A 23,857-nucleotide genomic window follows, 5' to 3' on the forward strand; every position below is an offset into this window, starting at 1 on the left:
ACGTCTTCGCGGACAAGTCCGGTCCTACCAGATCTGTGCCGAGCCCGTAGGAGGGGACTTGTCCCCGAAGAGGCCAGCCGGGCCAATCTCGATCTGTCTGCCCCGGCTTCATTGCCTGCGCCGACGTCTTCGCGGACAAGTCCGGTCCCACAAAGTATCCGTTCGGCTAGTACGTGGCTTTAGCCCGTTGCTCAAACACGGCCTTGCCCACGCCAATCAAGGTCACGTCATTCTGCGGTGTGTGAATCCGCGCGCAGAGTACGTTGCGCAGGTGGCGTTGCAGCGGATTGCTGCGTGACAGGCCGGGGTTGCCGGATGCTTCGATGGCCAGTTCCACGGCGCGGATCGCGTTGGTGGTAACCAGGTATTTGATCTGCGCGGCATGCACGGCCGGGGTCAGGCCTTGAGCGGCGGAGTGCAGCAGGCTGTGATTGTTGAACAGCAAGGTGTCGATTTGCCCGACCACTTCCTGAAAACGCGGCAAGGTCGAAAGCGCCGCACCCAGATTGGATGGCTTGCGCTGTTCCAGCCATTGCACGAACCATTCCCGTGCAGAGCGGGCGACCCCGTCATAGACCGACGACAGCAACACCGACATCCAGAGCATGCCCGACGGGTCCAGCTCTGCCTGCGGCGCGCTCCATGGGCTGACGCTGACCGCATGTTCCAGCGGCACCAGCACGTCTTCGAAAATCACTTCATGGCTGCACGTGGCGCGCATGCCCAAGTGATCCCAGTCCTCGACGATGCGAATCCCCGGCGTGTCCTTGTGTACCAGCCAGGCGCCCACCAGCGGATCGGCGTCATCGCTGCGCGCCCAGACATTGAACCAGGTCAGACCGTGGCTGCCGGTGGAGTAAATCTTGCTGCCGCTGATCCGCCAGCCTTCAGCGGTGCGTCGCGCGGTGGTCGCAGGCAGACCGCCACGGGCCGGCGTGCCGAGATCGGGTTCGACCCGCAGCGAGTTGATCAGCGCGCCTTCCTGCACGGCTTGTTGCGCCACTTGCACGCGCAGATGCTGAGGCCAGCTTTTGCTGTCTTGCAGCCGCGCGTGCTGGATGTATTGCATGACCAGAATCAGCGCGGTGGAAGGCTCGCCCTGGGCCACGGCGCTGATGGTTTGTTGCGCTTGCAGCAGATCGGCACCGCCGCCGCCCAGATCAGTGGGGACGGTCAGGCCCAGCAGGCCGTGCTCGTGCAGCAGGCGGAAATTGGCGTGGGGGAATTCCCCGCTGGCGTCATAGCGCTCGGCTGATTCTGCCAGTATCGCGGTGATGGCCGTCAGTCTGGCGGCGAACGCCTCGGCGGACTCAATGCCGCCGGGACGCACGACAACGGGGCGAAGGGGGGATGCGGTCATCTGTGTTTTCCTTCTTGAAACCTGTCTGTAACTGACTGAATAGATGAATTCCGTAGGAGCGAATTTATTCGCGAAAGCGGTGTGTCAGACGTTGATACTTTGCCTGAATGGACCCCTTCGCGGATGAATCCGCTCCCACAGGCGGAATACGGTCATACCGTGGGACCGGATTTATCCGGGAAGTCGTCAGTGCAGACGACACCTCTGCGGCATCTGTGGGTTGCCCCAAACATAGAATCTCCCACAAGGTTCGCCGTAATCAGGCCAGCTCTGGCTGTTGCCGTGGAGCGGCCGCTTCCTGCTGCGCATTACGATTGACCGGCACTTGCAGGCCGAAATGCTCGCGCAACGTCGAACCACTGTAGTCGCTGCGGAACAAACCTCGTTCCTGCAAGACCGGTACCACCAGCTCGGTAAAGTACTTCAAGCCATCGGGCAGCAGCGAGTTGATGATGAAACCATCGGCCGCGCCTTGTTCAAACCAGGTCTGGATCGCGTCAGCCACTTGATTCGGGGTGCCGACGAATTCACGTCGCGGCCGGGAGAAGTGCAGCGCAACCTCACGCAGGGTCAAACCTTCATCCCTGGCCAGTTGCTTGATCCGGTCCGAGCCGCCTTTCTGGCTGTTCGAGCCCAGATCGCCGAGCTCAGGGAAGGGCGCGTCCAGCGGGTATTGGCTGAAATCGTGGTCGTTGAACGGGCGACCCAGCGCGACGATGGCGTCTTCAATGCTCACCAGCTCCACGGCTTGCTGATAGCGGCTTTCCACTTCGGCGTCATCGCGACCGACGATAGGGCGAATGCCCGGCAAGATCGACAAGTCCAGCGGGTCGCGACCAAAGCCCACAGCGCGTTTCTTCAGGTCCTGATAGTAGGCCTGGCTTTCTTCCAGCGTCTCGGCGTGGACGAAGATTGCATCGGAATATTCTGCGGCGAAGTTACGACCGTCTTCGGAGGTGCCCGCCTGAAAAATCAGCGGCTGGCCCTGTTTGGAGCGGGCGATGTTCAGCGGGCCCTTGACCGAAAAGAACTCGCCCTGGTGATTGAGCGCGTGCAGCTTGCCAGGGGTGAAGAACTCGCCGGTCTGCTTGTTGCGGGCGAAGGCGTCATCTTCCCAGGAATCCCACAGGCCTTTGACCACCGACACGTGCTCCTTGGCAATGCGATAACGCACCGCATGCGGCGGGTGTTCTGGCCTGCTGAAGTTATCAGCGGTGCCGCTGAGCCATGAAGTGACGACGTTCCAGCCAGCCCGGCCGCCACTGATGTGGTCCAGCGAAGAAATCTGCCGCGCGACCTGGAACGGTTCGGTGTAACTGACCGTGACCGTGGCCACCAGGCCGATGTGCTCGGTGGTTGCCGCCAGCGCTGAAAGGATGGTCAGCGGCTCGAAACGGTTGAGGTAATGCGGGCTGGATTTTTCATGAATGTGCAGGCTGTCGGCGATGAACACGAAATCGAATTTCGCCGCTTCGGCCAGTTGCGCCTGCTGCTTGTAGAAGCCGAAATTCACGCTGGCATCGGCCAGTGCGTTCGGGTGGCGCCATTCGCCCCAGCCGTGACCGACACCATGCACCATGGCGCCGAATTTCAGTTGTCTTTGCTTGCTCATGAGCGTGCTCTCCGGAATCGAATTGAGTGAACAGAGTGGTTCGTGGTTACTGGGCGGCTGTCTTCACAACCTGAGCACGCGAAGCGTTGAAGCTTTTGTCGAAGCCTTTTGAGACGTCGATCTTTTTGCCGAGGATGCCTTCCTCCTGGTAAATGTCTGCCGTGGTTTGCAGGCCCTTGATGATCTTGTCGTCGATGTCCACCCGTTGCATCTTGGTGGCGCGGGCGATGGCCTGATGCACTTCGATCGGCAAACCGGTGGTCTTGGCCACGGCTGCGGCGTATTCGTCCGAATGGGTGTTGCTCCACAGGTAAGCGCGTTCCACCCGTGCCACGAAGTCGTCGAGCTGTACGCGTTTGTCGGCGATGGCCTTGCTGGTTGCTGCCAGGTACAGATGATTGGTCAGCAGCTCGTTGCCGCTGATCAGCACGCGATCCTGACTCTGGGTGATGGCAACCGTGGTGTACGGATCCCAGGTCGCCCAGGCATCCGCGCCGCCGCTGGACAGCAGGATTCGCGATTCGCCGGGAAGCAGGTTAATGAAGGTCACGTCGCTGGTTTGCAGGCCCGCTTCACGCAGTGCCTTGATTGCCAGGAAGTGACCGATTGAGCCACGTCCGGTGACAATGCGTTTGCCCTTGAGGTCGGCAACGGTCTTGATCGGCGAGTCCTTGGGCACCAACAACGCGGTGGTGAAGCGTCCTTCGGCGTGGGTGATGCTCACCACTTTCAAGGGCGCGCCTGCGCCCAGGGCAAATACGTAGGGCGCGTCGCCCAGCGCACCGATGTCCACGGCTCCGGCATTCAGTGCTTCACCCAGCGGCGCGGCGGACGGGAATTCGGAAAACTTGATCTCGTAGGGCACGTCCTTGAGCTCGCCCGAGACTTGCAGCAAGGTCTTTATCGAGGATTTCTGATTGGCGACCAGCAAGGGTTGCAGGTCTGCGGCCTGAACCTGTTGGCCCAGGGTCACGCTCAGCAGCGCGCCCAGCAGCAAGCTTTTCAGGTGCCGGTTTTTCGAGGGCAGTGCGGGTTTGCGGACGAGGGTCATGGGTGTTTCTCCAGGCTAGAGGACAGTGCAGCAGGGACCTCCGCCTGGAGGGGTCGGTCCCGTTGATTTGCAGCGGTCTTGGAAAAATAGGTGGGTCAGATCACGTAAAAACCATGGGTGCCGTCGCGGGCCAGTTGCGCCACCAGACCGTATTCCCAGTCCAGATACGCCTGCATGGCTGCGCGCGGTGCGTCGGTGCCTTCATAAGGACGGCGATAGCGGTCGATGCGCGGCGAGGCGAGCTGGCTTTCGCCGGTCTCCAGTGGCAGCCCGGCGGCAATCCAGCTGGCCGTGCCGTCCTTGAGCAGGAACACCGGCTTGCCGGTCAGGGCTTCGACTTCTGATACCGCCAGACGCGCCAGCTTGCTGCTGCCGCAGGTCAGTACGTAGCGCTCGGCGGCGGGGATTTTTTCCAGCGCCGACTTGAGCTGCGCGCGCAACGTCCACCACGCGCCGGGAATATGCTGCTTGACGTAGTTGGCGCTGGCGGTGAAATCCAGTACTGCAACGCCGCCATGCGCCTGCCACTCGACCAGGGTTTGCGGGCTGATTTCTTCGACCTGGGCTGGCGTCGGGATCGGCGCGTTCCAGTCGCCTTGCTCGCTGAAGTCAGCAGCGTGCAAGTCATCGACGACGAACACTTCCCAGCCCAGCTGTGCCAGCCATGAAGCCGACATATTGGCGCGTACACCGTCGTCGTCCACCAGCACCAGACGTGCGCCGCGTACGCTGGCGAAGTGATCGGTTTCCTGCACCAGTTGCCCGCCCGGCGTCGAGCGCGCGCCCGGCAAGTGGCCCTTGGCGAATTCTTCCGGGGTGCGCACATCGAACAGATAAGTCGTACGCGTGGCGTCTGCTTGCCAGCTGTGCAAGTTGGTACGGCTGGCGCGTTTTACTTGTGCCTTGTCGGCAACCCGGCGCGCATCGGCGCTGGCTGTTTCGCGGGTTTCTTCGCTGACTGCGGCAAAACGTCGGGCCTGGCCGTGATCCAGGGTTTGCCCGGCCAGCAGCCAGCCGATGGTGCCGTTGCGCAGGGCGTTGATCTGATTGGGCAGACCGGCGTTTACCAGCGACTGAGTGCCAATGATGCTGCGGGTGCGTCCGGCGCAGTTGACGATGATCCGCGTGTTCGGGTCCGGCGCCAGCTCCCGGGCGCGCAGCACCAGTTCGGCACCGGGCACGCTAATCCCGCTGGGAATGCTCATGGTCTGGTATTCGTCATAACGGCGTGCGTCGAGGACGACCACGTCGGCGTTGGATTTGATCAGTTGCAGCACTTCTTCAGCGGCCAGCGAGGGCGTATCCCGATGATGCTCCACCAGTTCGCCAAACGCCTTGCTCGGCACGTTGACGTCGATAAACAGCTCGCCGCCCGCATCGCGCCAGCCTTGCAGGCCGCCTTCGAGCAACTTCACGTCGCTGTAGCCCAGCGCCTGCAATCGCTCGAGGGCGATCTGCGCCAGGCCTTCGTCGTTGTCGTACAGGGTCACGGCGGTGTCGCGGCGGGGAATTCGGGAGAACACTTCCAGTTCGATTTTCGACAGCGGGATATTCGCCGCGAACAACGGATGGGCTTCGGCGAAGGGCGCTTCTTCGCGCACGTCCACCAGCGCCAGTTCTTGATGGTCGAGCAGCGCCTGGCGGATGTCGGCAAAGGATCGGGTAGTTGGCTGGGTCATTGTGCTTGGCTCTCTTTAGACAGGTCCCAGATGTTGGGCAAAAAGGCGTTGGAATAGCCGGAAATAAACAGCTTTTCAGTACCGTCAGGCTGATACACCGCGCGGCGCACCGCACCAATGTTGGCGCCGTAGACATGGATGCTGATCGATACCTGATCACTGTAGGCGTTGCTGACTTGATGAATGTCGTTGCTGCGCGGCGACAGGGCTTCGACGTGGCCGGGCTCCAGGCGAATCGCCGGACCTTCCTGCTCCAGACGGCCGCCTTCACTGCGGGCGAATCCCTGGGAGAACTCCGCGCCACGCAGCATGCCGATCAAGCCCCAGACGCGGTGGTCATGAATCGGCGTACTTTGCCCCGGTCCCCAGACGAAGCTGACCACCGAGAAACGCTGCCGGGAGTCGGCATGCAGCAGGAATTGCTGATAGCGCTGCGGATCGGGAACGGCGTATTCATCGGGCAGCCAGTCGTCGTAACTAACCAGTTGGGACAGCAACTTGCCGCCACGATGCAGCAGGTCGCCTTCGCGGGGATTGCTGTCAATCAGCTCGGCCAGCGCGCCAATAAAGGCTCTGAGTCTTTCCGGGTGTCGGGTCTGCGTCATATCGAATCCAGCGCTTGGTTAAGGCATGGATGAATATAAGCATAATGGAGGTGTTTAATATGCTATTTTTTTATGATTAGGATATAACCAAAATGTTGGTTGGTTGGGTGTGATGCGACTGGTTAGTGGTGCTCGCGGCTGCGCGGGATTACAGGCGGCTGTTAAGAAATGCGTCCAGTCGTGCCGTTTGGGAAGTGCCGAAGAACACCGAGGTTGGCGCGTCGACATTGACTGTGCCCTGATCGAGAAACACACAGCGGTGGGCAACCCGCTTGGCGAAATTCAATTCGTGTGTGACGCACAGCATGGTCATGCCTTCCCGAGCCAGATCCTCCATGACCAGCAGCACTTCGTTGACCATTTCCGGGTCCAGCGCGGAAGTCGGCTCATCAAACAGCATGATGCGCGGCTGCATGCACAAGGCGCGCGCTATTGCTACCCGCTGTTGCTGCCCGCCGGAGAGTTCGCCTGGATATTTGTGGGCTTTATCACCCAGTTGCACGCGTTCAAGCAAGCGCGTGGCGGTCGCCGTGGCGGTGCGCTCGGTCATGCCCAAAGCAACTTTTGGCGCGTAAGTGCAGTTTTCCAGCACTGTCATGTGGGGAAACAGATTGAACTGCTGGAAAACCATGCCCAGTTCCCGACGCACGTCTTGAATGCTCTGTGGCTCCGGGGTCAGGTTGATGCCGGCCACGATGATTTGCCCGTTATCGTGGGGTTCAAGGTGGGCGATGCTGCGGATCAGTGTGGATTTGCCTGAGCCCGATGGACCGCAGATCACCACCGTTTCACCTTTATGTATTACCAGGTCAACGTCACGCAAAACCTGATGATTGCCATAAAACTTGTCCACCCCGCTCAAGGTGATGATGGGCGTTTGTGCCGACTGTATGGTTTTTGAAATGGGCAGCGTAGGGCTGATGACGGTCATTTGATAAGCGCTCGCGTCTGACCTGCATTGAGGTAACGTTCTGCGGCATCGAAGCCAAAACGGATGATGTTGATGATGGTCCAGTAAATCGCTGCAGCGGTGAGCAGCGGAGTGAATGGGTCGTAAGTGAATTCGAACACTTCATTGGCCGCCGCATTGAGCTCAACGAGGGTAATCGCTCCAACGGCCGCCGTGCTTTTGACCATGATCAGTATTTCGTTCTGATAAGCGCGCAGTGCATGCCGGGCCGCAATCGGCAGGCGGACTTTCCAGAAGATTACGGGCGGGCGCATCCCCAACGCAGAGGCCGCTTCGAGCACACCTTGCGGCACTGCCTGCAAACCGGCGCGCAGGATTTCCGCAAGATACGCCGAGTGGGTCAGGGAAAGCCCTGCCACCGCACAGAAATAGGCACTGGAAAACAACGGCCACAACGGGCCGTTGCGGATCGCTGATAGTTGCGGCAAACCGTTGTAGATCGCGTACAGCAAAATCAGGCTGGGCACGCCTCGGAAGAAACCGACATAACCCGCTGCAATCCAGCGCCGCCGCAGTGATGCGCGGCGCAATGCCAGCGGGATTGCTATCAGCATCCCCAGCATCAGCACTGGCATCAGCACCGCCAGGCTCATGGCGGCGCCCGTCAACAATTGTGGCAAGGTGTTCCATGCCAGCGCTAAGTCGTAATGCATAGGTTTACCTGTCCGCTGGTGAACCGCAATCAGTCAAGGCGTTGCCCGAACAGCGAACCGAAACCTTCGATGGGTGCATGCACGCCCGATAGCATCAAGGTATGCCAGAACGAAGCCTGGATAGCGCTGATGACCGGGATGCCCAGATCCTGCTCAAGCGCCCCAATAGCGCCGACGCTGCGCATGTTGGTGCAGCTGATGAATACCGCTTCTGATTCTGGATGCACGGTGCGGCGCGCGAAATCGTAGACACGCTCCAGCGGGATTTCCCCCAGCTCGATGTCTCCGGTAATGCCCAGGCCGTCAGCCGCTAGAATATCGAAGCCATTGGCGGCAAAGAAAGCTTGTCCGCGCTGGGTGACTTCTTCGATATACGGCCCGACAAATGAAATGCGCTTCACGCCAAAACTGCGCAACGCCAGCAATGCTGCGCTTGAGGCCGTGGTCACCGGAATATCGCCCATGACCGCGCGCATCCGGTCGGCCACGACATCGTTGAACCCTTTGCCTTCCAGAAAGCTGGCGCTGGTGCCGCCGAAAACGGCGGCGGTCAGCGGCGCAGTCGCCAACAGGCGCGCGGCGTCCTCCAGTGGCCCTTCGCTCATCATCGAGCGGATGCCGTCGCTGGAAGCGTTGAGGAACGGAATGCGCGTGGTGTGAATGGACACGCCCTCGGGCGCCATTGCTTGAAATTCAGGCTCCATGACGGTGCTTGAGGCCATATAAATCAGGCCGATCTTAGCGCGCCAACCGGTGTAATCTTTCATCGAGAATGCCTCATTTAAGTAGTTTTATCTGCTAGCTGTTTTGGCTTCTGGCTGTTTTTGCGCTTGTCCAGGCGGCCGATCAGCCAGACCGTCAGCAAACTGAAAGCCAGGAAGAAAACAGACACTGCGCAGTAAAAAAGAAAGGGTTCTTTGGTATTGCCAGCGGCCATCTTGGCTTGTGCGATGACCTCTTTGATGCCGACCAGGGAGATCAATGCGGTGTCTTTGAGTACAACAATCCACATGTTGGTAAGGCCCGGCAAAGCCAGGCGTATGGATTGCGGAAAGACGATATGTGCCCACATCTTTCTGCGCGGGATCAGTAGCATGGCGCTGGCTTCGAACTGGCCCTGGGGTAACGAGCGGATGGTGCTGCGGATAAGCTCCGCAAGATAAGCGCTGTATACCAGACCCAGCGCCGCGACTCCGGCGGCGGTAGGTGTCACATCCACATGGACTTGCAAGCCGGTCAAACCGAACAACGAGGCGATCATTTCGCTGCCGCCGTAGTACAGCAAAAACGCCACCAGCAACGCTGGAACCCCCATGAACAACGAGGCGTAGACGCGCCAGCAACGCCAGCGCCAGCCATACGGGTTAAGTGTCAACAGCGCGATGGCGGTGCCGATGCTCAATGCAAGCAAATAGCCGAGCACGGCGACCTTGATGGTCACCAATGCGCCGAAGAACAGCTCGTCGCCGTATCCGGTGTCGCCCCAGCTCAGCAGTCCCAGCATTAGGATTCCCCTGATTACGCAGGCTTGATGCAGGCACTTTCAGCCGGAACGATTGCCACCGGAATGAAGCGCTCACGAATGTGCGTGAACGTGCAGTCAGCAAGCATGGAGGCAAGCGCTTCATTCATGCGCTTGGCCAGATCAGTGCTGTCCTTGCGGACAATCCAGCTGGAGCCGCGTTCGGCTTCAGGAATCGATGGATCGCCGGTCCAGAATTCGCCGCCATCGAGTTTGAAATCCTTGCCCTCGGGTTTGCTGATCAGTTCCAGAGTCCAGTTGATCTTCGGGCCCAGCGTCGCATCGATCCGGCCGGCGAGCAGATCAAGACGGATCTGCTCGGGGTTGTCGTAGTTGGTCAGTTCAATAGCATCGCCGAAATGCTCGGTCAGGTAACGCGATTGGGCGGAGCCGCGCTGGGTGCCGAAACGAACGCCTTGCAGGCCGGTTTTGGTGAACTCGAAATGGCTATTGGCGCGAACAACGTACGCGTCCGGGTTATAGACGATGGGCATGCCAAATAGCGCCTTTTCCTTGCGCTCCGGCAGTGGTTTGATCTGCGTGGTAATGCCGTCGAGTTTCTTCGCCAGCAAGGCGGGGATAAGGGCTTTGAAGTCCATGACCACGATCTCGCAGTCGACCTTCATGCGCTTGCACATTTCGCGTGCCAGCTCAGGCTCGACGCCGGTCAACTTCCCGGATGCATCGACGATGCTGAAGGGCGGGTAGCTTCCTTCATTGCCAAACACAAGCTTCTCTGCGGAGATCGCCGCTGTGGAAAACACCAGGTTGGCGAATAGGGCGAGACCAATAGCTGAATAGTTCAAAGAGCACCTCATTACTTGCCAGGGTTGAGAACAATCTAGGGACAAAAGTGCATGCAACAGATCAGCCAGCCGTACCGAGCATACGGAGTTTGAAACGGTCAGCAGTTATCGCTTGGCGAAGCAGGGATTAACTAAATAAATTGTAGAGATTGGCAGTGCCGGCCACCTGGCTGGCGCCGTCCGCTGCGAGGCTCACGCCCTATTCCTGAGTAACAGTGGTGCCAGGTTTTTCGTAAGCCATGTAGTCGTTCTGCATGACGATATGGTCGGCGATGTATTTCGCATCGTGCCAGACGCCATAGATGAAAGAAGACGCGCGGTTCACCAGATTTGGCAGGCCAAGAAAGTAGATGCCGCTTTCGGCAGAGATTCCGCGCTTGTGGAAGGGCTCGCCTTTTTCATCAAATGCGTTCACTTGCAGCCAGCTGAAATCAAACGTGAAACCGGTTGCCCACAGCACCGTGGTAATGCCAGCTTGGGCCAGATCGAGACTGAGGATCGGGTTCGTCAGACAGTCCGGGTCGGGCAGCAGCGTCCACGCCTCCGGTTCGGCAGGAAACGGCAGGCCGTTCTGCTCGATGTAGGCATCGGCGTCACGCAGGACATCGAAATAGGCTTTGTCACCTTCGGCAACGTTGGCGGCCAGGCCTTCCTGGAATTCGATCACCCCGTCGTTCCATGACTGGGTCAACCCCACCAGTTGGATGCCCGCATGGGCAAGGCGCCGGAAATCGACCGTTTTGCCACCTTCATAGCCACTGACGGCGAAGGCGACGTGTTGCTTCTTGGGCTTGATCTTGACTTCGTCCCACAGACCCAGCGCCCCCAGCCACCAGCAGTAATCACGACCGCGATAGGAGCGGGGCGGACGATAATGCTCACCCACGGAGAGATAGACGGTTTTGCCTGCCCGGCGCAATTCTTCGGCGATTTGGGAGCCCGATGCACCGGCACCCACTACCAGTACGGCGCCATCGGCCAACTGTCCTGGATTCTTGTACGCCGAGGAGTGCAACTGCTGGATTGTTGCCGACTCAGGGATGATCTTCGGGTAGATCGGGCTGTGGAACGGACCTGTTGCGGCGATAACATTGGCCGCCTCGATCACACCGGCAGACGTCGTTACCTTGAAGCCGGACCGACCTGCATGGCGTTGCACCTGCTTGACCTCGACGCCGGTGCGCACCGGGGCCTTGAGCATTTTCGCGTAGTCCTCGAAATAGCTCGCCATGCGCTCTTTGGGTGGAAAGGTTTCCGGAGAGATGCCCTCAAATTTCAGGCCGGGAAATCGATCGTGCCAGGCCGGTCCATTGGCGACGAGTGAGTCCCAGCGTTCCGAGCGCCAGCGCTCGGCGATCCGGCTGCGCTCCAGAATGATATGCGGTACACCCATGAGCGAGAGATGCTCGCTCATGGCGATGCCCGCCTGACCAGCACCGACAACCAAGGTGTTGATTTTTTCTACTGACATTTGAGTTTCCTAAAGGTAATCGACCCTGACCTGTTTCACCGACGCCTGAACATCAACGTCACGTCGAAGAAGCACAGGAGCCCTGGATATCATTCATCGACAGCAGCCAGTCTGCTCAAGCCCTGGTCTTTTGAAAAACAGGCTTTTTGAACGCAGAGGTTAGGCAAAAACAAACCGCGCCCGAGGCTCATGCCCGGCGATTGCAGGGGCACTCGCGCAGCGCCAGAGTGAGGCGTTCAAGCATGCAATCGCAGGCATGAAGTTGGTCGACGCTGACGAACTCGTCGGGTTTATGACCTTGCTCCATGCTGCCCGGACCGCACACCACCGTCGGGATACCAATGGCGTCAAACAACCCGCCTTCGGTGCCGAAAGCCACGGTGGTGAATTCGCTGGAACCACAGAATTGGGCGATCAAGTGCGCTGCGTCACTTTGAGCGTCGGTCGCGAGTCCTGGATAAGCAGACAATTCAGAGAAGCGGACGCTGGTGTCGGCGTTGACCGCATGCATTCTGGGCACCACCTGATGTTGCGCGTAGTGCTGCAGTTGCTGCGCCACGTCGTAGGGGTTCTGGTTGGGGAGCGTGCGTATTTCGAAGTCGAAACGACAATCGGCGGGAACAATATTCAAGGCCTTGCCGCCGCTGATCAAACCGGTCTGTACCGTCGAGAATGGTGGGTCGAAACGCGGGTCTTGCAGTTCGGGAACGCGCAGCTGCGAACCGATGCGGCCCAGCTCGCCAATCAAGTCAGCGGCGTATTCGATGGCATTCACGCCGGTGGGCGCATACGCCGAGTGGCAAGCCGCACCCTGCACATCGCAGCGCATGGCCAGTTTGCCTTTGTGGCCCAGCACCGGCTTGAGTTCTGTGGGTTCGCCGATGATGCACAACAAGGGTTTGTGCGGCCGTTGTTCCAGCTCTGAAAGCAGCGCGCGGACGCCCAGGCAGCCGACTTCTTCATCGTAGGACAAGGCAATATGCACCGGCATGCGCAACGGTTCGGCGAGCAGGCCGGGGACCGCCGCCAGCACGCAGGCAATGTAGCCCTTCATGTCAGCAGTGCCACGGCCGTAGAGCTTGCCGTCTTGTTCACTCAACTGGAACGGCGCAACCGTCCACGGCTGGCCATCCACCGGCACCACATCGGTATGCCCGGACAACACGATGCCTGGACGATCATCCGGCCCTACAGTGGCGAACAGGTTAGCTTTGCTGCGCTCGTCATTGAAAATCAGCTCGCAAGGAACGTGCAGCTGCGCCAAATAATCACGCACGAATTCGATCAGTTGCAGATTGGACTCGCGGCTGGTGGTGTCGAAGGCAATCAGCGACGCCAGTAGATGTCTGCTGTTGCTCATTCATTCATCTCCAGGCACTCCGTAGCTGGGCGCTTTGGTAGGGTCGAGTGCGCGAGTGATGTAATCCTGCATCTGCGGGCTGTAGTCGGCCCACAACTGCGCCAATTGCCCGACCGGATCTTCATCCGCCCAATCGACTCGCAAGTCGACGATGGGCCAGATCAGCTCGCCGACCACTTTCAAGGCTGCGGAATGCACCGGACCTGCTTCGCCACCGGCAGCCAGGGCGGCTTGCATGGCGGCGATCAGGCGGTCGGCCAGTTGTCCGTCGCTGGTTTCGAACGCCCGTACCAAAGCGTCGATGACGGCTCGGTCGGCGAGCATATTTCCAGCCCCGACGCATTGTTCGCCAGCCACCGCGTTGTGGCAGCCCAGGGTCTCGCTGCCGCTGAAATGCGCGGTGTTGCCCAAGTGATCGATTACCGTCAATTGCCTGAACTGGCTGTAGCGGTCGTCACCCAGCGCGGTAGCCAGCGCCTGTTCAGGCGCCAGCCCTCGTTGCAACTGGTCGAGAACATCGGCGCCCAGCGCGGGCAGGGTGATGTTCTGCGTCGCGACAGCGCCGACTCCGGGGCGCAGCCATGGGCAGCGCGCGCCGACGGCAATGCTCGATGAGCTGATGGCAATGCCCAGTTGACCGGTTTTGGCGCAGCGGCCAATGATTGAAAATGTCATGGTGTCTTGATCCTGTTTCGAACTGAAGTGGCGTCGGATTCTGGTTGCGCATGGCGCCGCAAGTCAGCGCGACCCTTCAACATTAAGTACCCGTCCCAATCCCAGGAAGCGATTGGCCAGTGTCAACAGGGTCGCAGTCACCGCGATATACATCACCGACAGCGCCGCCAGCGTCGGATCGGCAAACTCCCGGACATAGTTGTACATCGCCACCGGCAACGTCTGGGTTGCCTGCGTGGTCACGAAAAGGGATGCGGTGAATTCGTTGAACGACAGGATCGCCGCAAATAGCCAGCCACCGAACAGTCCGGGAATCATCAGCGGAACAGTGATGGTCCATACCACCTGCAACGGTGTTGCGCCAAGACTCGCGGCTGCCAGCTCGATCCGCTGTTCCAGGTTGTGCAGCGACACGTACAGGCTGCGCAGCACGAAAGGCAGCACCAACACGACGTGGCAGAAAACCACCAGCGCATAACCGCGTCCCAGGTTGAGTTGCGAGACCAGCATCAGCAAGCCCAGGCCGATGGTGAAATGCGGGATGAACAGCGGCGACAGCAGCACGGCTTCGATTAGCCCCTTGCAGCGAAAGTCGTAGCGGTGAATGGCGATCGCCAGGGTGGTACCGATAACCACGGCCAGGCTTGAGGCCCAGGCGGTGACCACCAGTCCGGCATAGAAACCCTTGCGGAAATCGTCGTAGTCCAATGCGCGCTGAAACCAGCGCAACGACCAACCCTTGGGCGGAAAGAACAGCACCGAGGTGCTGCTGAACGAAGAAATGATCACCACCACGGTCGGCAGCAGTACGAACAACAGGATCAGCGCTATTAGCAAGCGGCCAGCATGGCTCAGCCATTTGTCGCGATTGGAACGGGTCATATCAGTGACCTCCGGCGCTTTGCAGGGAACGGGTCATGCGCTTGAGCGCAGCCAGCAGCAACACGGTCAATATCAGGCCGGCGACGCTCAGGGCGGCGGCGAAAGGGAAGTTCAGGGACGAAAAGCCCAGCTGATAGACCAGCGTGGCAATCGTGCTGACCTTGCCGCCACCGATCAGTTGCGGTGTGGCGAATGCACTGAATGTCCAGGCGAAAGCAGTGGTCAGGCTGGCGACGATGCCCGGCAGCGACAGGGGCAAAGTGACAGTGAGGAATGCACGGATCGGCCCGGCACCCAGGCTGGTCGCGGCTTTTTCGTACGCAGGATCGATATGCGAAAGCCCGGTGGCAAGCATCAGCACCATGATCGGCATGGTCACGTGGACCAGCGCCAACACCACGCCGGTCTGGGTAAACATCAGTTGCAAGGGCTTGTCGATCACGCCCATGCCCAGCAGCAGGCTATTGAGAAAGCCGCTGCTGCCCAGAACGATGATCCACGAATAGGTCCGCACCACTTCGCCGAGAAACAGCGGCGTGATGGCGATGATGAGAATGGTCGATTTCAGCCATCCGGTGCGGGTGCGCACCAGCGCGTAGGCCAGCGGGTAGCTGAGCAGCAGGCCGAACAGCGCGGTCTTGAAACTCAGCGACACGGTGTTGAGAAACGCCTGTGCGTAGAGGCTCTTGAACAGGTCCTGGAAGTTGTCGAGGGTGAAACCGCCAACTTCCAGCGAGCCGGGGATAAAGGCGCGCACGCTGTACTGCAGCACAGTCAGCATGGCAATCGTCAGACCCAGGGCCGTGAGCGCCGAGGGCAACACGAACCACAAGACAAACGCAGGTTTTCGAGTCATGGGCATTCCCGTAGAAATCGGCGGTAAGGCGGCCGCGACACATGGTCGCTGAAATAATGTACTGAGCAGGAAGTGGCGCGAGAGGCCCCGCGCCCGGTTACGCGCTTAGTGCGCCATGATGTTTTCCGAGAACCACTTGCGCCAGTCGGCGGATTTTTCGGCCCGCAGTTTCGGGTCGACGTTCAGCGTCGCGTCCCACTGCGCGGCAGTGGTGAGCATGCCCGGCAGTTTGGCAATCTCCGGATCGACATGAGCGTTGGTCACTACCGGGCTGCCGTGGTTGATCTTGGCGATCTTGGCCTGCACATCAGCCGACAAGGCAATGTTCATGAACTTGTAGGCCAGGTCTGCATGCTTGCTGCCTTTATTGATGCCCATGGCGTCGACGCCGAGCACTGCGCCTTCCTTGGGGATCGCCAGCTTGATATTCACGCCTTCTTCCATCATGTGATAGGCGTTCATCGACAGAATGACCTGCACCGGAGTTTCGCCGGTAGCGATCAACTGCTGGCTGTTGGCATCGTTGGTGTAGAACGACTTGATGTTGGGGATCAACGCCTTGAGCTTGTCCTGGCCCTTTTCCCAATGCTGCGCGTCGCTACCGGAAAGCTTGGCCGATACCGCGATGATGTGGCTAGGGTCCCAGTCGGGCAGGGCGAGCATGCCTTTGAGTTCGGGTTTCCAGAGGTCGTTCCAGCTATTGAACGTCACGCCCTTGGGCAACATGTCCGGACGATAGCCGATGGTGTAGACGTAACCCCAGACGCCGATATGGGCCGGGCTGAGCTTGGCCTGCTGGACCAGATTGGCGGAGTTGGGCAGCTTGCTCATGTCGAGGTTTTCGAACAGTCCGTCGGTGGTGTACAGCCAGCCGACGTGGGAGGTGGTGAAGGTCAGGTCGGTTTCTGCGGTGCCGGCCAGTTTGGCCTTGTTCAAGCGATCGATGGTGCCGCCGGTAACGTACTCGACCTCGACGCCGGTTTCTTTGGTGAATTGCTGGCCGATGGCCTCGTCGATGAGATCCTTGAAGCTTCCGCCCCAGGTGCTCACGATCAGTTTGTCAGTAGCATTGGCACCCGCAGCGGCCAGCAGGCTGGCGCTCAAAACGGTCAAGGCAATGGCGTTGCGCAGCATTTTCTTTTCCTCATGGATGGTTCGAATTGTGATCGTTTGCGCTGTCCGGCCGCCCCGCATCAGTGCACGGCGGCCGGAGGCTCGATGAATCCATGATGGAGCGGTGAACACGCTGCGGTAAAACAGCCTTTGCCGTGCTTATGCGTCGGAATTTCCGATGCAGACCGAGGCAGTCGATTAAGAAGGATTTGCCTAAGCATGGCTGCGGCAAATGCTCATTTGCTCAGGGGCCGGCAAAGACCAACATGGGCGCGTGCTGTGCAGGGTCTGCGCACGCCCGGCGCCCGGCATGGTCCGTGCTTCGTCTTGCAGGTCCGACCGCAAGCGCGTTAGCGCAGGTCGCCTGATCCTTTGCCTGGAAATGCTATCTATGCTCAGTCGAATTACTCAACGACAGCTGGAGTACTTTGTCGCCTCTGGCGAAGCCGGCAGCCTGCTCGGTGCCTCGGAACGCATTCACGTATCTTCGCCGTCGATCTCGGCGGCGATCACCCACATCGAGTCGGAACTGGGCGTGCAGTTGTTCATCCGCCACCATGCTCAGGGCGTGTCGCTGACGACCATCGGCCGCCAGGTATTAAAGGAAGCGAAGCTGATTCTGGAGCAGATGAATAACCTCTACACCATCGCTTCGGAATCCCTGAACATGGTGCGCGGGCCGCTGCGGGTGGGTTGTCTGGAGTCGCTGGCACCAATGATCACGCCAGAGCTGGTGTTCGGCTTCGGTCGGGCGTTTCCCGGTGTGCGCATCAGCCAGGTCGAGGGCTATCACGAGCAACTGCTGGAGAAACTTCGCAGCTCTGAAATTGATATCGCCCTGACTTACGACCTGGCGACCAGCGACGACATCGATTTCCAGCCTTTGGCGCAGTTACCGCCCTACGTGATGGTCGGCGAGCATCACCCGCTGGCGAACCTTCCAGCGGTGACGTTGCACGATCTGGAAACCTATCCGATGGTGTTGCTGGACATTCCCTGGAGCCGCGAGTATTTCATGAGCCTGTTCATGCAGGCTGGCGTTACGCCCAATATCGTCATGCGTTCGAGTAACCTGGAGGTGGTGAGGGCGATGGTCGCCAACGGTGTCGGCTTCAGCATTGCCAATGTGCGGCCCAAGGCCAACCTGTCCCAGGACGGCAAGCGCTTGATTCGTGTGCGCCTGTCCGGCGAACATCGGCCGATGCGCCTGGGCTACGCGACCGCCAACAATGCGCAGCTGTCGCGGCTGGTCAGTGCGTTTGCCGAGCGCTGCCGGATGTTCGTCTCTGACCAATACATCCCCGGCATGGCGTCACCGAGTTTCTTCGATCCGCATGCCGTTCGTGTGCTCAAGGGCGTGAGCTGAGTGTGTCAGTAGCCGCGCGCCGGATCGACCTGATGCAATACCGCCTCGCCTCGGGCCAGGCGCTGAATATTATCAGCAACCTGAGCAGCCGCAGTTGCCGGGATGGCGACAGATGCCAGGTGCGGCGTGATCAGCACGTTATCCAGCGCCCACAGCGGATCCTGTGGCGGGAGCGGTTCGCGGTCGAAGACATCCAGCGTCGCCTCGCCAATTTTGCCGCTGGCCAGAGCAGCGGTCAGCGCCTGCTGGTCGACCACAGCGCCACGGGATACGTTGATGAAGCAGCTACCGTCGGGTAACAGCGCCAGGCGTTCAGCGCTGAGCAGCCCGTTGGTCTGCGGCGTCAGTGGCAGCATCACCACGAGGATATCGGCGTTGGCAATAAAGTCGTCCAGAGCGTCCATACCGCTCACGCATGCCACGCCTTTCAGCTGTTTGATCGAGCGTGACCAGCCGTGCACGTCGAAGCCTTGGCGCACCAGCTCCAGCGCAGCATAAGAGCCGAGCTCGCCAAGCCCCAATACGCCGACGCGCACGCTCGATGGCAGGCGCGGGTGCAGATAATGCCAGCGCCGCTCGCGCTGGGCCCGTTCAAAGGCAGGAATGTCGCGGGCATAACGCAGCACGGCGAACAGCACGTAGCTGGCCATCATGCGGCCCATGTCCGGGTCCGAAAGGCGGGTGATGGGTATCGCCGGCAAGTCGTCACGACCCACCAGCGAATCGACGCCGGCACCCAGGTTCACCAACAGTTGCAGATTACGGAAGCGGGCGAAGAAACCCTGCGGCGGCTTCCAGGCCAAAGCGTAGAGCACGCTGTCGGGATCTTCGACGTCGTGCACCCGGCAGATGCGCACGCCGGGGAGCAGCGGGGCGAGCAGCGCCTGCCACTCTTCAAAGCTGTCGAACTCACTGTAAAACACCAACGTCGTACTCACGCTTGTGTCTCCAGCAGTTCGGCCACTGCCGTCAACGCCAGGCGATAGCCCAACGCACCCAGACCAGCAATCACCCCGGTGGCGGCTTTGGATACGTAAGAGTGATGGCGGAAGCTTTCGCGCTTCCAGATATTGCTCATGTGTGCCTCGATAATCGGGCCGTCGAACGCCAGCAGTGCATCCAGGATTGGCACCGAGCTGTAGGTCAGGCCTGCGGCATTGATGATGATGGCGTCGGCGTTGAGGCGCGCTTCCTGAATCCAGTCCACCAGCACGCCTTCGTGATTGCTCTGGCGAAACTCCAGTTGCAGCCCCAGTTCGGCTGCATGGCGCTGGCATCTGGCTTCGATACTGGCAAAGCTTTCGCTGCCGTAGGTGCCGTTTTTGTCCAGACCGTACAGGTTGGCATTCGGGCCGTTTAGAAAATACACGGTGCGGGGCATGGCGAACTCCAAAGCGTTACGCGACCGGTCGGGTCGCAAGCATGGCGGGGTGTTGGTCGAATTCAGCGAACCAGGCGGCAGCGGCGGGGTGGCTGGCGCGCCAGTCAAGGTCGGCGAAACGGAAATCCAGGTAGCCGAGGCCGCAGCCGATGGCAATCGCCCCGATATCGTCGGGGATGCGGCTCAATTGCGGCGCTTGTGTTTCGATCTCAGCCAGGGCTGCACGGACTTTGACCAATTGTCCTGTGATCCACGCGTCCCACTGTTTTTCAGCGGGCCGTGCGCTGGTTTCGTAACGCGCCAGCAACGCCGCATCCACCAAGCCATCGCCCAGTGCCAGACGGACCAGGCTGACCCAGCGCTGCTGGCCGGCGGTCGGGAACAGCGAGCCGTTGGCATAGGCATCCAGGTACTCGCAGATCACCCGGCTGTCGTACAACGAAAGACCGTCAGCGGTCTGCAAGGCGGGCACTTTGGCCAGTGGATTGAAGCGCGCGATGCGCTCGTCGCGCTGGATCGGATGCGCCGCCGAGTCGAGCAACTCGATTTGCCCGGTGATGCCCAGGTAATGGGCACTGACCATGACTTTACGCACATAGGCGGAGGTCGCGGCGTAGTACAGCTTGAACATGAAGCCTCCTTTGTGGGGCATGAAGTCATGACCTGTTTCGCGGGCAAGCCTCGCGCTAAGGGAAAACCTGCTGCGGGCCGCCGATACCGGTCTGGCTAAAGCGCCTCAACGGTCAGCAGCACCTTGCCGATGTTGGCGTTGGCCTCCAGCAGACGGTGGGCCTCGACGGCTTGATTCAAAGGCAATTGGGCGTGGATCAACGGGCGGACCTGGCCTGCCGCCAGCCACGGCAACAGGTGCTCGCGGATGCAGAGCGCGATCCGGGCTTTCTCCTCGCTGATTTTCGGTCGCAGTGTCGAAGACGTGAGGCTCAGGCCCTTGCGCATCACCAGTTGCAGGTCCAGTTCGATCTTCGCCCCTTGCAGAAATGAAAGGCTGACGTGACGTCCACCCTGTGCCATGGCGGCCAGGTTGCGAGCCACATAAGACCCGCCGACGTTGTCGAGTACTACATCGACGCCGCGCCCGGCTGTGCAGTCGTTGACCACTTCAACGAAGTCTTCCTGATTGCGGTCAACGGCTCGCCAGACGCCCAGCGCCTGCAGCGCAGCAATTTTCTGCGCGCCACCCGCTGTGGCAATCACCCGTGCGCCAGCAGCCTGCGCGCACTGCACAGCGAAACTGCCAACGCCGCTTGCGGCGCCGTGGATCAACACCGTGTCACCAGCGGCCAGGCGTCCCAGTTCGAACAGGTTGTGCCAGACCGTGAAGGCCGCTTCCGGGACCCCGGCAGCATCTTCCAGCGATAGCCCGTCCGGGACGGGTAAGCAGTGGGCGGCAACGGCGATGCAGTATTCGGCGTAACCACCGCCGTTAAGCAGCGCCATGACCCGGTCGCCGGGTGCGAAATCTGCAACTCCACTGCCCACTGCCACCACTTTGCCGGCCGCTTCCAGGCCAAGCACATCGGTGACGCCGGGCGGAATCGGCATGCCGCTGCGTTGCATCAGGTCCGGGCGATTGACCCCGGCCGCCGCTGTGCGGATCAGCACTTCACCGGCTTGCGGCTGTGGCAGCGCACGCTGCACCCATTGCAGCACTTCAGGTCCGCCGGGTTCGCGGGCGATGATGGCGTTGATCGTTTCTGGAGGCTGGCTCATGCAATCGCTCTTCATTGGGGTAGCTGAACGTCGGCCGCGAAAGCGCAGGTGCCTTCGTCGTCAAAGGTCAGGCCAGCGGCAGCGCCGACAGGCCAGCGGGTCAGGGCGTCGAGGCCGGACTGGCGGACAAACAGGCGGCGTTGTCCCAGCGCCGGCACGTCCAGATGGATGTCCACGTGATCGCCCTGAAACACATGGGTAACCACGGTGGCGCTGAGCAGCGACTTCGGGCCAAGCACGCCGAGGCGGATATTCTCCGGGCGCACGTAAATATCCAGCCGTTCGCCAACCTGGGCGTGGACCCGCTCGGCGGGCAGGCGCAGTGTGCTGTCGCCCAGCTCCAGGGTGGCCAGGTCGTCGCGGCTCAGGTAACGGCCGGGGAGAATGTTGACGTCGCCGACAAAACTTGCAACAAACGGGTCTTGCGGGCGGCGATAAATCGCGTCGGGCGTTCCGATCTGTCGCACGTGACCGGCGGACATCACCACCACGCGATCACTCATGCTCAGGGCTTCGCTCTGGTCGTGGGTGACAAATACCGTCGTGACGCCCAGCTTGCGCTGGATATCCTTGAGTTCGATCTGCATCGACAGCCGCAAATTCTTGTCCAGCGCCGAAAACGGCTCATCGAGCAGCAATACCTTGGGCCGGATCACCAGCGCCCGGGCCAGGGCCACGCGTTGCTGCTGGCCTCCCGATAGCTCGCTCGGCTTGCGCTCGCCGTAACCCTGCAGCTTGACCAGTGCCAGTGCCTGCTCGACGCGTTCGGCGATTTCGGCCTTTGGCACCCGGCGCATGCGCAGGCCGTAGCCGACGTTCTTCGCCACGCTCATGTGCGGGAACAGCGCGTAATTTTGAAACACGATGCCGATTTCCCGCTGATACGGCGGGGTTTCGGTGACCAGTTGGCCATCGATGAAAATCTCGCCGTTATCCGCTTCAGCGAATCCAGCCATCAGGTTAAGCAGGGTGGTTTTGCCGCAACCCGAAGGGCCGAGCAGCGTGACAAATTCGCCTTCCTGAATTTTCAACGAGACTTTGTGCAACGCGATGGAATCGCCGAAACGCTTGAGCACGCCGTCTAGTTGGACAGCGACGTTGCTGCGCGGCGGCGACGATAAAGGGTCGGCATCGATTGCCAGGGTAAAGCTTTTGATAGGTGCAGTCGCCATGGGCGCTCCGATAAAGAGGGGCTGAAATTCAGGCGACAGTCCAGTCATCCGGGATGACGGCGATTACATCGATTTCCATCAACCATTCAGGCTGGCCCAAGCCGGAAATCACCAGGCCGGTGGAAATCGGGAATACGCCCTTGAGCCATTTCCCGACCTCGCGGTACACCGGTTCGCGGTAGCGTGGGTCGATCAGATAAGTGGTGGTCTTGACGATATGCGACAGGTCGGAGCCCGCTTCTTCGAGCAGTTGCTTGACGTTTTTCATCGCCTGCTCAGCCTGCGCTTGCGGGTCACCGAGGCCAACCAGGTTGCCCGCGAAATCAGTGCCGATCTGGCCCCGGACATACACGGTATTGCCGGCGCGCACGGCCTGGCACAGGTCGTTATCCAGCGACTGGTTGGGGTAGGTTTCTTTCGTGTTGAACATGCGAATACGAGTATGGGTAGGCATGCCTGGCGACTCTCAGGGAACGGAATGATCCCAGCTTCACATTGCCCCTGATTTGACGAAACCAGCATTTGCGCGGGGTAGTGCTTAGGAAAAACCGAAGCCTGAAATGGGCGGTGCTCGTTGCTACCTGGCAGATCGAGGGTTTTTGACCTGTTGAGCCGCGCCGGATGCGATCAAGCACCGAGTACCTCATTCCCGACCTTTCCACCCACCGAAAATACAACTATGCTTTTCGCCTATCTCTTTCCCGTTTCTTTATGTGCGGTCCGAATGAAAATTGATGATATCGATGCTTTCGTGGCGGTGATTCGTTGCCAGTCGATCAGCCATGCAGCGGAATCCCTGGGTTTGACCCAGCCGGCGATTACTCGTCGGGTACAGAATTTCGAGCAGGCGTTGGGGGTCGAGTTGTTCGATCGCAACACCAAGCCGCTCAAACCCACTCAAATGGGCACACAGGTTTATCAGAAGTGCCTGGCGATTCTGCGGGAAATGGATTCTCTGCGCGAGCTGGTTGCCAGCGATACACCGCCCAGCGGCTTGCTGCGTCTTGGCGTGCCGCAGACCATTGGCGATGCGGTGTTGCTCGATGCGCTCAAATACATGCGCAATGAATTCCCCGACCTGCGCGCGCAAGTGGTGACCGGCTGGGGCAGTCATCTGGTCAACAAGATCGAGAATGGCGAGCTGGACGCCGCTGCGGCGTTGTTCCCGGCAGGCAAGATCTTCCCGGAGAACATCATTGGCGAGTCCATCGGCAAGATGGAGTTAGTGGTGGTCTGTGCCAAATCAGCGTTGCCGAAAAAAGCCGTCAAGCTGGCCGATTGTTACGAGCAGGGTTGGGTGCTCAATCCCGATGGCTGCGGGTTCCGGGCCGGTTTGCAGCGCACGCTGACCGATCAGGGCTTGAGCCTGAAGGTCAATCTGGAAACCTTTGGCACTGAATTGCAGTTGGGGTTGGTGGCTGATGGCATGGGGCTGGGCCTGGTGCCGCGCCCGTTGTTGGAACGCAGCATTCATCGCGATCAACTGGCGGTGATGCCGGTCAAGGATTTCAAGCCGGTGATGGACTTGTGGCTGATTTATCCACGTTTCCTGGGCAACTTGCAGGGCGCCGTGGCGTCGTTTGGCAGTCTGG

At 60.1% G+C, this 23,857-nt stretch carries 24 protein-coding genes; 2 read left to right on the plus strand and 22 right to left on the minus strand.

The genetic code is table 11. From position 1 onward, the window contains the following. Positions 1–166: 166 nt before the first annotated feature. The 16 genes from AFK24_RS06505 to AFK24_RS06580 form a co-directional block, all read right to left on the minus strand. Positions 167–1,360, minus strand: a complete 1,194-nt coding sequence (locus AFK24_RS06505) for an acyl-CoA dehydrogenase family protein (protein ID WP_065832480.1) — start codon at positions 1,358–1,360, stop codon at positions 167–169. A 259-nt stretch (positions 1,361–1,619) separates the two neighbouring features. Next, the gene (locus AFK24_RS06510) at positions 1,620–2,972 is read right to left on the minus strand and encodes an LLM class flavin-dependent oxidoreductase (RefSeq protein ID WP_065832481.1); all 1,353 of its coding nucleotides are present in this window, start codon (positions 2,970–2,972) and stop codon (positions 1,620–1,622) included. Between the two features lie 46 nt (positions 2,973–3,018). Then, the gene (locus tag AFK24_RS06515; RefSeq protein ID WP_065832482.1) at positions 3,019–4,023 is read right to left on the minus strand and encodes an ABC transporter substrate-binding protein; all 1,005 of its coding nucleotides are present in this window, start codon (positions 4,021–4,023) and stop codon (positions 3,019–3,021) included. Between the two features lie 95 nt (positions 4,024–4,118). Next, positions 4,119–5,702 (minus strand): rhodanese homology domain-containing protein, encoded by a 1,584-nt coding sequence (locus tag AFK24_RS06520; protein ID WP_065832483.1) that lies wholly within the window; start codon positions 5,700–5,702, stop codon positions 4,119–4,121. Continuing rightward, positions 5,699–6,307 carry a cysteine dioxygenase gene (locus tag AFK24_RS06525; RefSeq protein ID WP_065832484.1) on the minus strand — a complete coding sequence of 203 codons (609 nt, stop codon included), beginning with the start codon at positions 6,305–6,307 and terminating at the stop codon, positions 5,699–5,701. Before AFK24_RS06525 ends, AFK24_RS06520 begins: the two co-directional genes overlap by 4 nt. Positions 6,308–6,455: 148 nt before the next feature. Then, positions 6,456–7,211, minus strand: a complete 756-nt coding sequence (locus AFK24_RS06530; protein WP_430962147.1) for an amino acid ABC transporter ATP-binding protein — start codon at positions 7,209–7,211, stop codon at positions 6,456–6,458. Positions 7,212–7,234: 23 nt separating this feature from the next. After that, entirely contained in the window at positions 7,235–7,930 is a 696-nt protein-coding gene (locus AFK24_RS06535; protein ID WP_065832485.1) for an ABC transporter permease subunit, read from the minus strand. 29 nt (positions 7,931–7,959) lie between these two features. Beyond that, complete coding sequence (locus AFK24_RS06540; protein WP_065832486.1) at positions 7,960–8,697, minus strand: maleate cis-trans isomerase family protein; 738 nt, start codon at positions 8,695–8,697, stop codon at positions 7,960–7,962. 14 nt (positions 8,698–8,711) lie between these two features. Next, the gene (locus AFK24_RS06545) at positions 8,712–9,434 is read right to left on the minus strand and encodes an ABC transporter permease (RefSeq protein WP_065832487.1); all 723 of its coding nucleotides are present in this window, start codon (positions 9,432–9,434) and stop codon (positions 8,712–8,714) included. A 14-nt stretch (positions 9,435–9,448) separates the two neighbouring features. After that, positions 9,449–10,258: a transporter substrate-binding domain-containing protein gene (locus tag AFK24_RS06550; protein ID WP_170826297.1), complete on the minus strand. Its 810-nt coding sequence runs from the start codon at positions 10,256–10,258 to the stop codon at positions 9,449–9,451. Between the two features lie 199 nt (positions 10,259–10,457). After that, positions 10,458–11,729 (minus strand): flavin-containing monooxygenase, encoded by a 1,272-nt coding sequence (locus AFK24_RS06555; RefSeq protein ID WP_065832489.1) that lies wholly within the window; start codon positions 11,727–11,729, stop codon positions 10,458–10,460. A 187-nt stretch (positions 11,730–11,916) separates the two neighbouring features. Beyond that, positions 11,917–13,089, minus strand: a complete 1,173-nt coding sequence (argE, locus tag AFK24_RS06560) for an acetylornithine deacetylase (protein ID WP_065832490.1) — start codon at positions 13,087–13,089, stop codon at positions 11,917–11,919. Then, on the minus strand, positions 13,090–13,764 hold the full coding sequence (locus AFK24_RS06565; protein ID WP_065832491.1) for a DUF1028 domain-containing protein: 675 nt from the start codon (positions 13,762–13,764) through the stop codon (positions 13,090–13,092). Positions 13,765–13,827: 63 nt separating this feature from the next. Beyond that, positions 13,828–14,646, minus strand: coding sequence for an ABC transporter permease (locus AFK24_RS06570; RefSeq protein ID WP_065832492.1), 819 nt, complete (start codon positions 14,644–14,646; stop codon positions 13,828–13,830). A gap of 1 nt (position 14,647) precedes the next feature. Then, a complete protein-coding gene (locus AFK24_RS06575) occupies positions 14,648–15,502 on the minus strand; it encodes an ABC transporter permease (protein ID WP_065832493.1) in 855 nt (284 codons plus the stop codon). A 105-nt stretch (positions 15,503–15,607) separates the two neighbouring features. Further along, the gene (locus AFK24_RS06580; protein ID WP_065832494.1) at positions 15,608–16,636 is read right to left on the minus strand and encodes a polyamine ABC transporter substrate-binding protein; all 1,029 of its coding nucleotides are present in this window, start codon (positions 16,634–16,636) and stop codon (positions 15,608–15,610) included. Positions 16,637–17,006: 370 nt separating this feature from the next. Here AFK24_RS06580 and AFK24_RS06585 point away from each other — a divergent pair, with 370 nt between their 5' ends. Continuing rightward, on the plus strand, positions 17,007–17,981 hold the full coding sequence (locus AFK24_RS06585) for a LysR family transcriptional regulator (protein WP_065832495.1): 975 nt from the start codon (positions 17,007–17,009) through the stop codon (positions 17,979–17,981). A gap of 5 nt (positions 17,982–17,986) precedes the next feature. Here AFK24_RS06585 and AFK24_RS06590 read toward each other — a convergent pair whose 3' ends face one another. The 6 genes from AFK24_RS06590 to AFK24_RS06615 all read right to left on the minus strand — a co-directional run bounded on the left by AFK24_RS06590 (position 17,987) and on the right by AFK24_RS06615 (position 22,719). Continuing rightward, complete coding sequence (locus tag AFK24_RS06590) at positions 17,987–18,919, minus strand: 2-hydroxyacid dehydrogenase (protein WP_205884861.1); 933 nt, start codon at positions 18,917–18,919, stop codon at positions 17,987–17,989. Continuing rightward, positions 18,916–19,362, minus strand: a complete 447-nt coding sequence (locus tag AFK24_RS06595) for a type II 3-dehydroquinate dehydratase (protein ID WP_065832496.1) — start codon at positions 19,360–19,362, stop codon at positions 18,916–18,918. Before AFK24_RS06595 ends, AFK24_RS06590 begins: the two co-directional genes overlap by 4 nt. 16 nt (positions 19,363–19,378) lie before the next feature. Beyond that, positions 19,379–19,993, minus strand: a complete 615-nt coding sequence (locus tag AFK24_RS06600) for a glutathione S-transferase (RefSeq protein ID WP_065832497.1) — start codon at positions 19,991–19,993, stop codon at positions 19,379–19,381. Positions 19,994–20,088: 95 nt separating this feature from the next. Next, the gene (locus tag AFK24_RS06605) at positions 20,089–21,093 is read right to left on the minus strand and encodes an NAD(P)H-quinone oxidoreductase (protein ID WP_065832498.1); all 1,005 of its coding nucleotides are present in this window, start codon (positions 21,091–21,093) and stop codon (positions 20,089–20,091) included. Positions 21,094–21,104: 11 nt separating this feature from the next. Then, positions 21,105–22,265, minus strand: a complete 1,161-nt coding sequence (locus AFK24_RS06610) for an ABC transporter ATP-binding protein (RefSeq protein WP_065832499.1) — start codon at positions 22,263–22,265, stop codon at positions 21,105–21,107. Positions 22,266–22,293: 28 nt separating this feature from the next. Continuing rightward, a complete protein-coding gene (locus tag AFK24_RS06615; protein WP_065832500.1) occupies positions 22,294–22,719 on the minus strand; it encodes a RidA family protein in 426 nt (141 codons plus the stop codon). Positions 22,720–22,989: 270 nt separating this feature from the next. Between AFK24_RS06615 and AFK24_RS06620 the strand changes: the two genes are divergently transcribed. Beyond that, a partial coding sequence (locus tag AFK24_RS06620) for a LysR family transcriptional regulator (RefSeq protein WP_065832501.1) occupies positions 22,990–23,857 on the plus strand: 868 nt, incomplete at its 3' end.

The sequence above is a fragment of the Pseudomonas syringae genome (assembly GCF_001698815.1).
GTDB lineage: Bacteria > Pseudomonadota > Gammaproteobacteria > Pseudomonadales > Pseudomonadaceae > Aquipseudomonas > Aquipseudomonas syringae_A.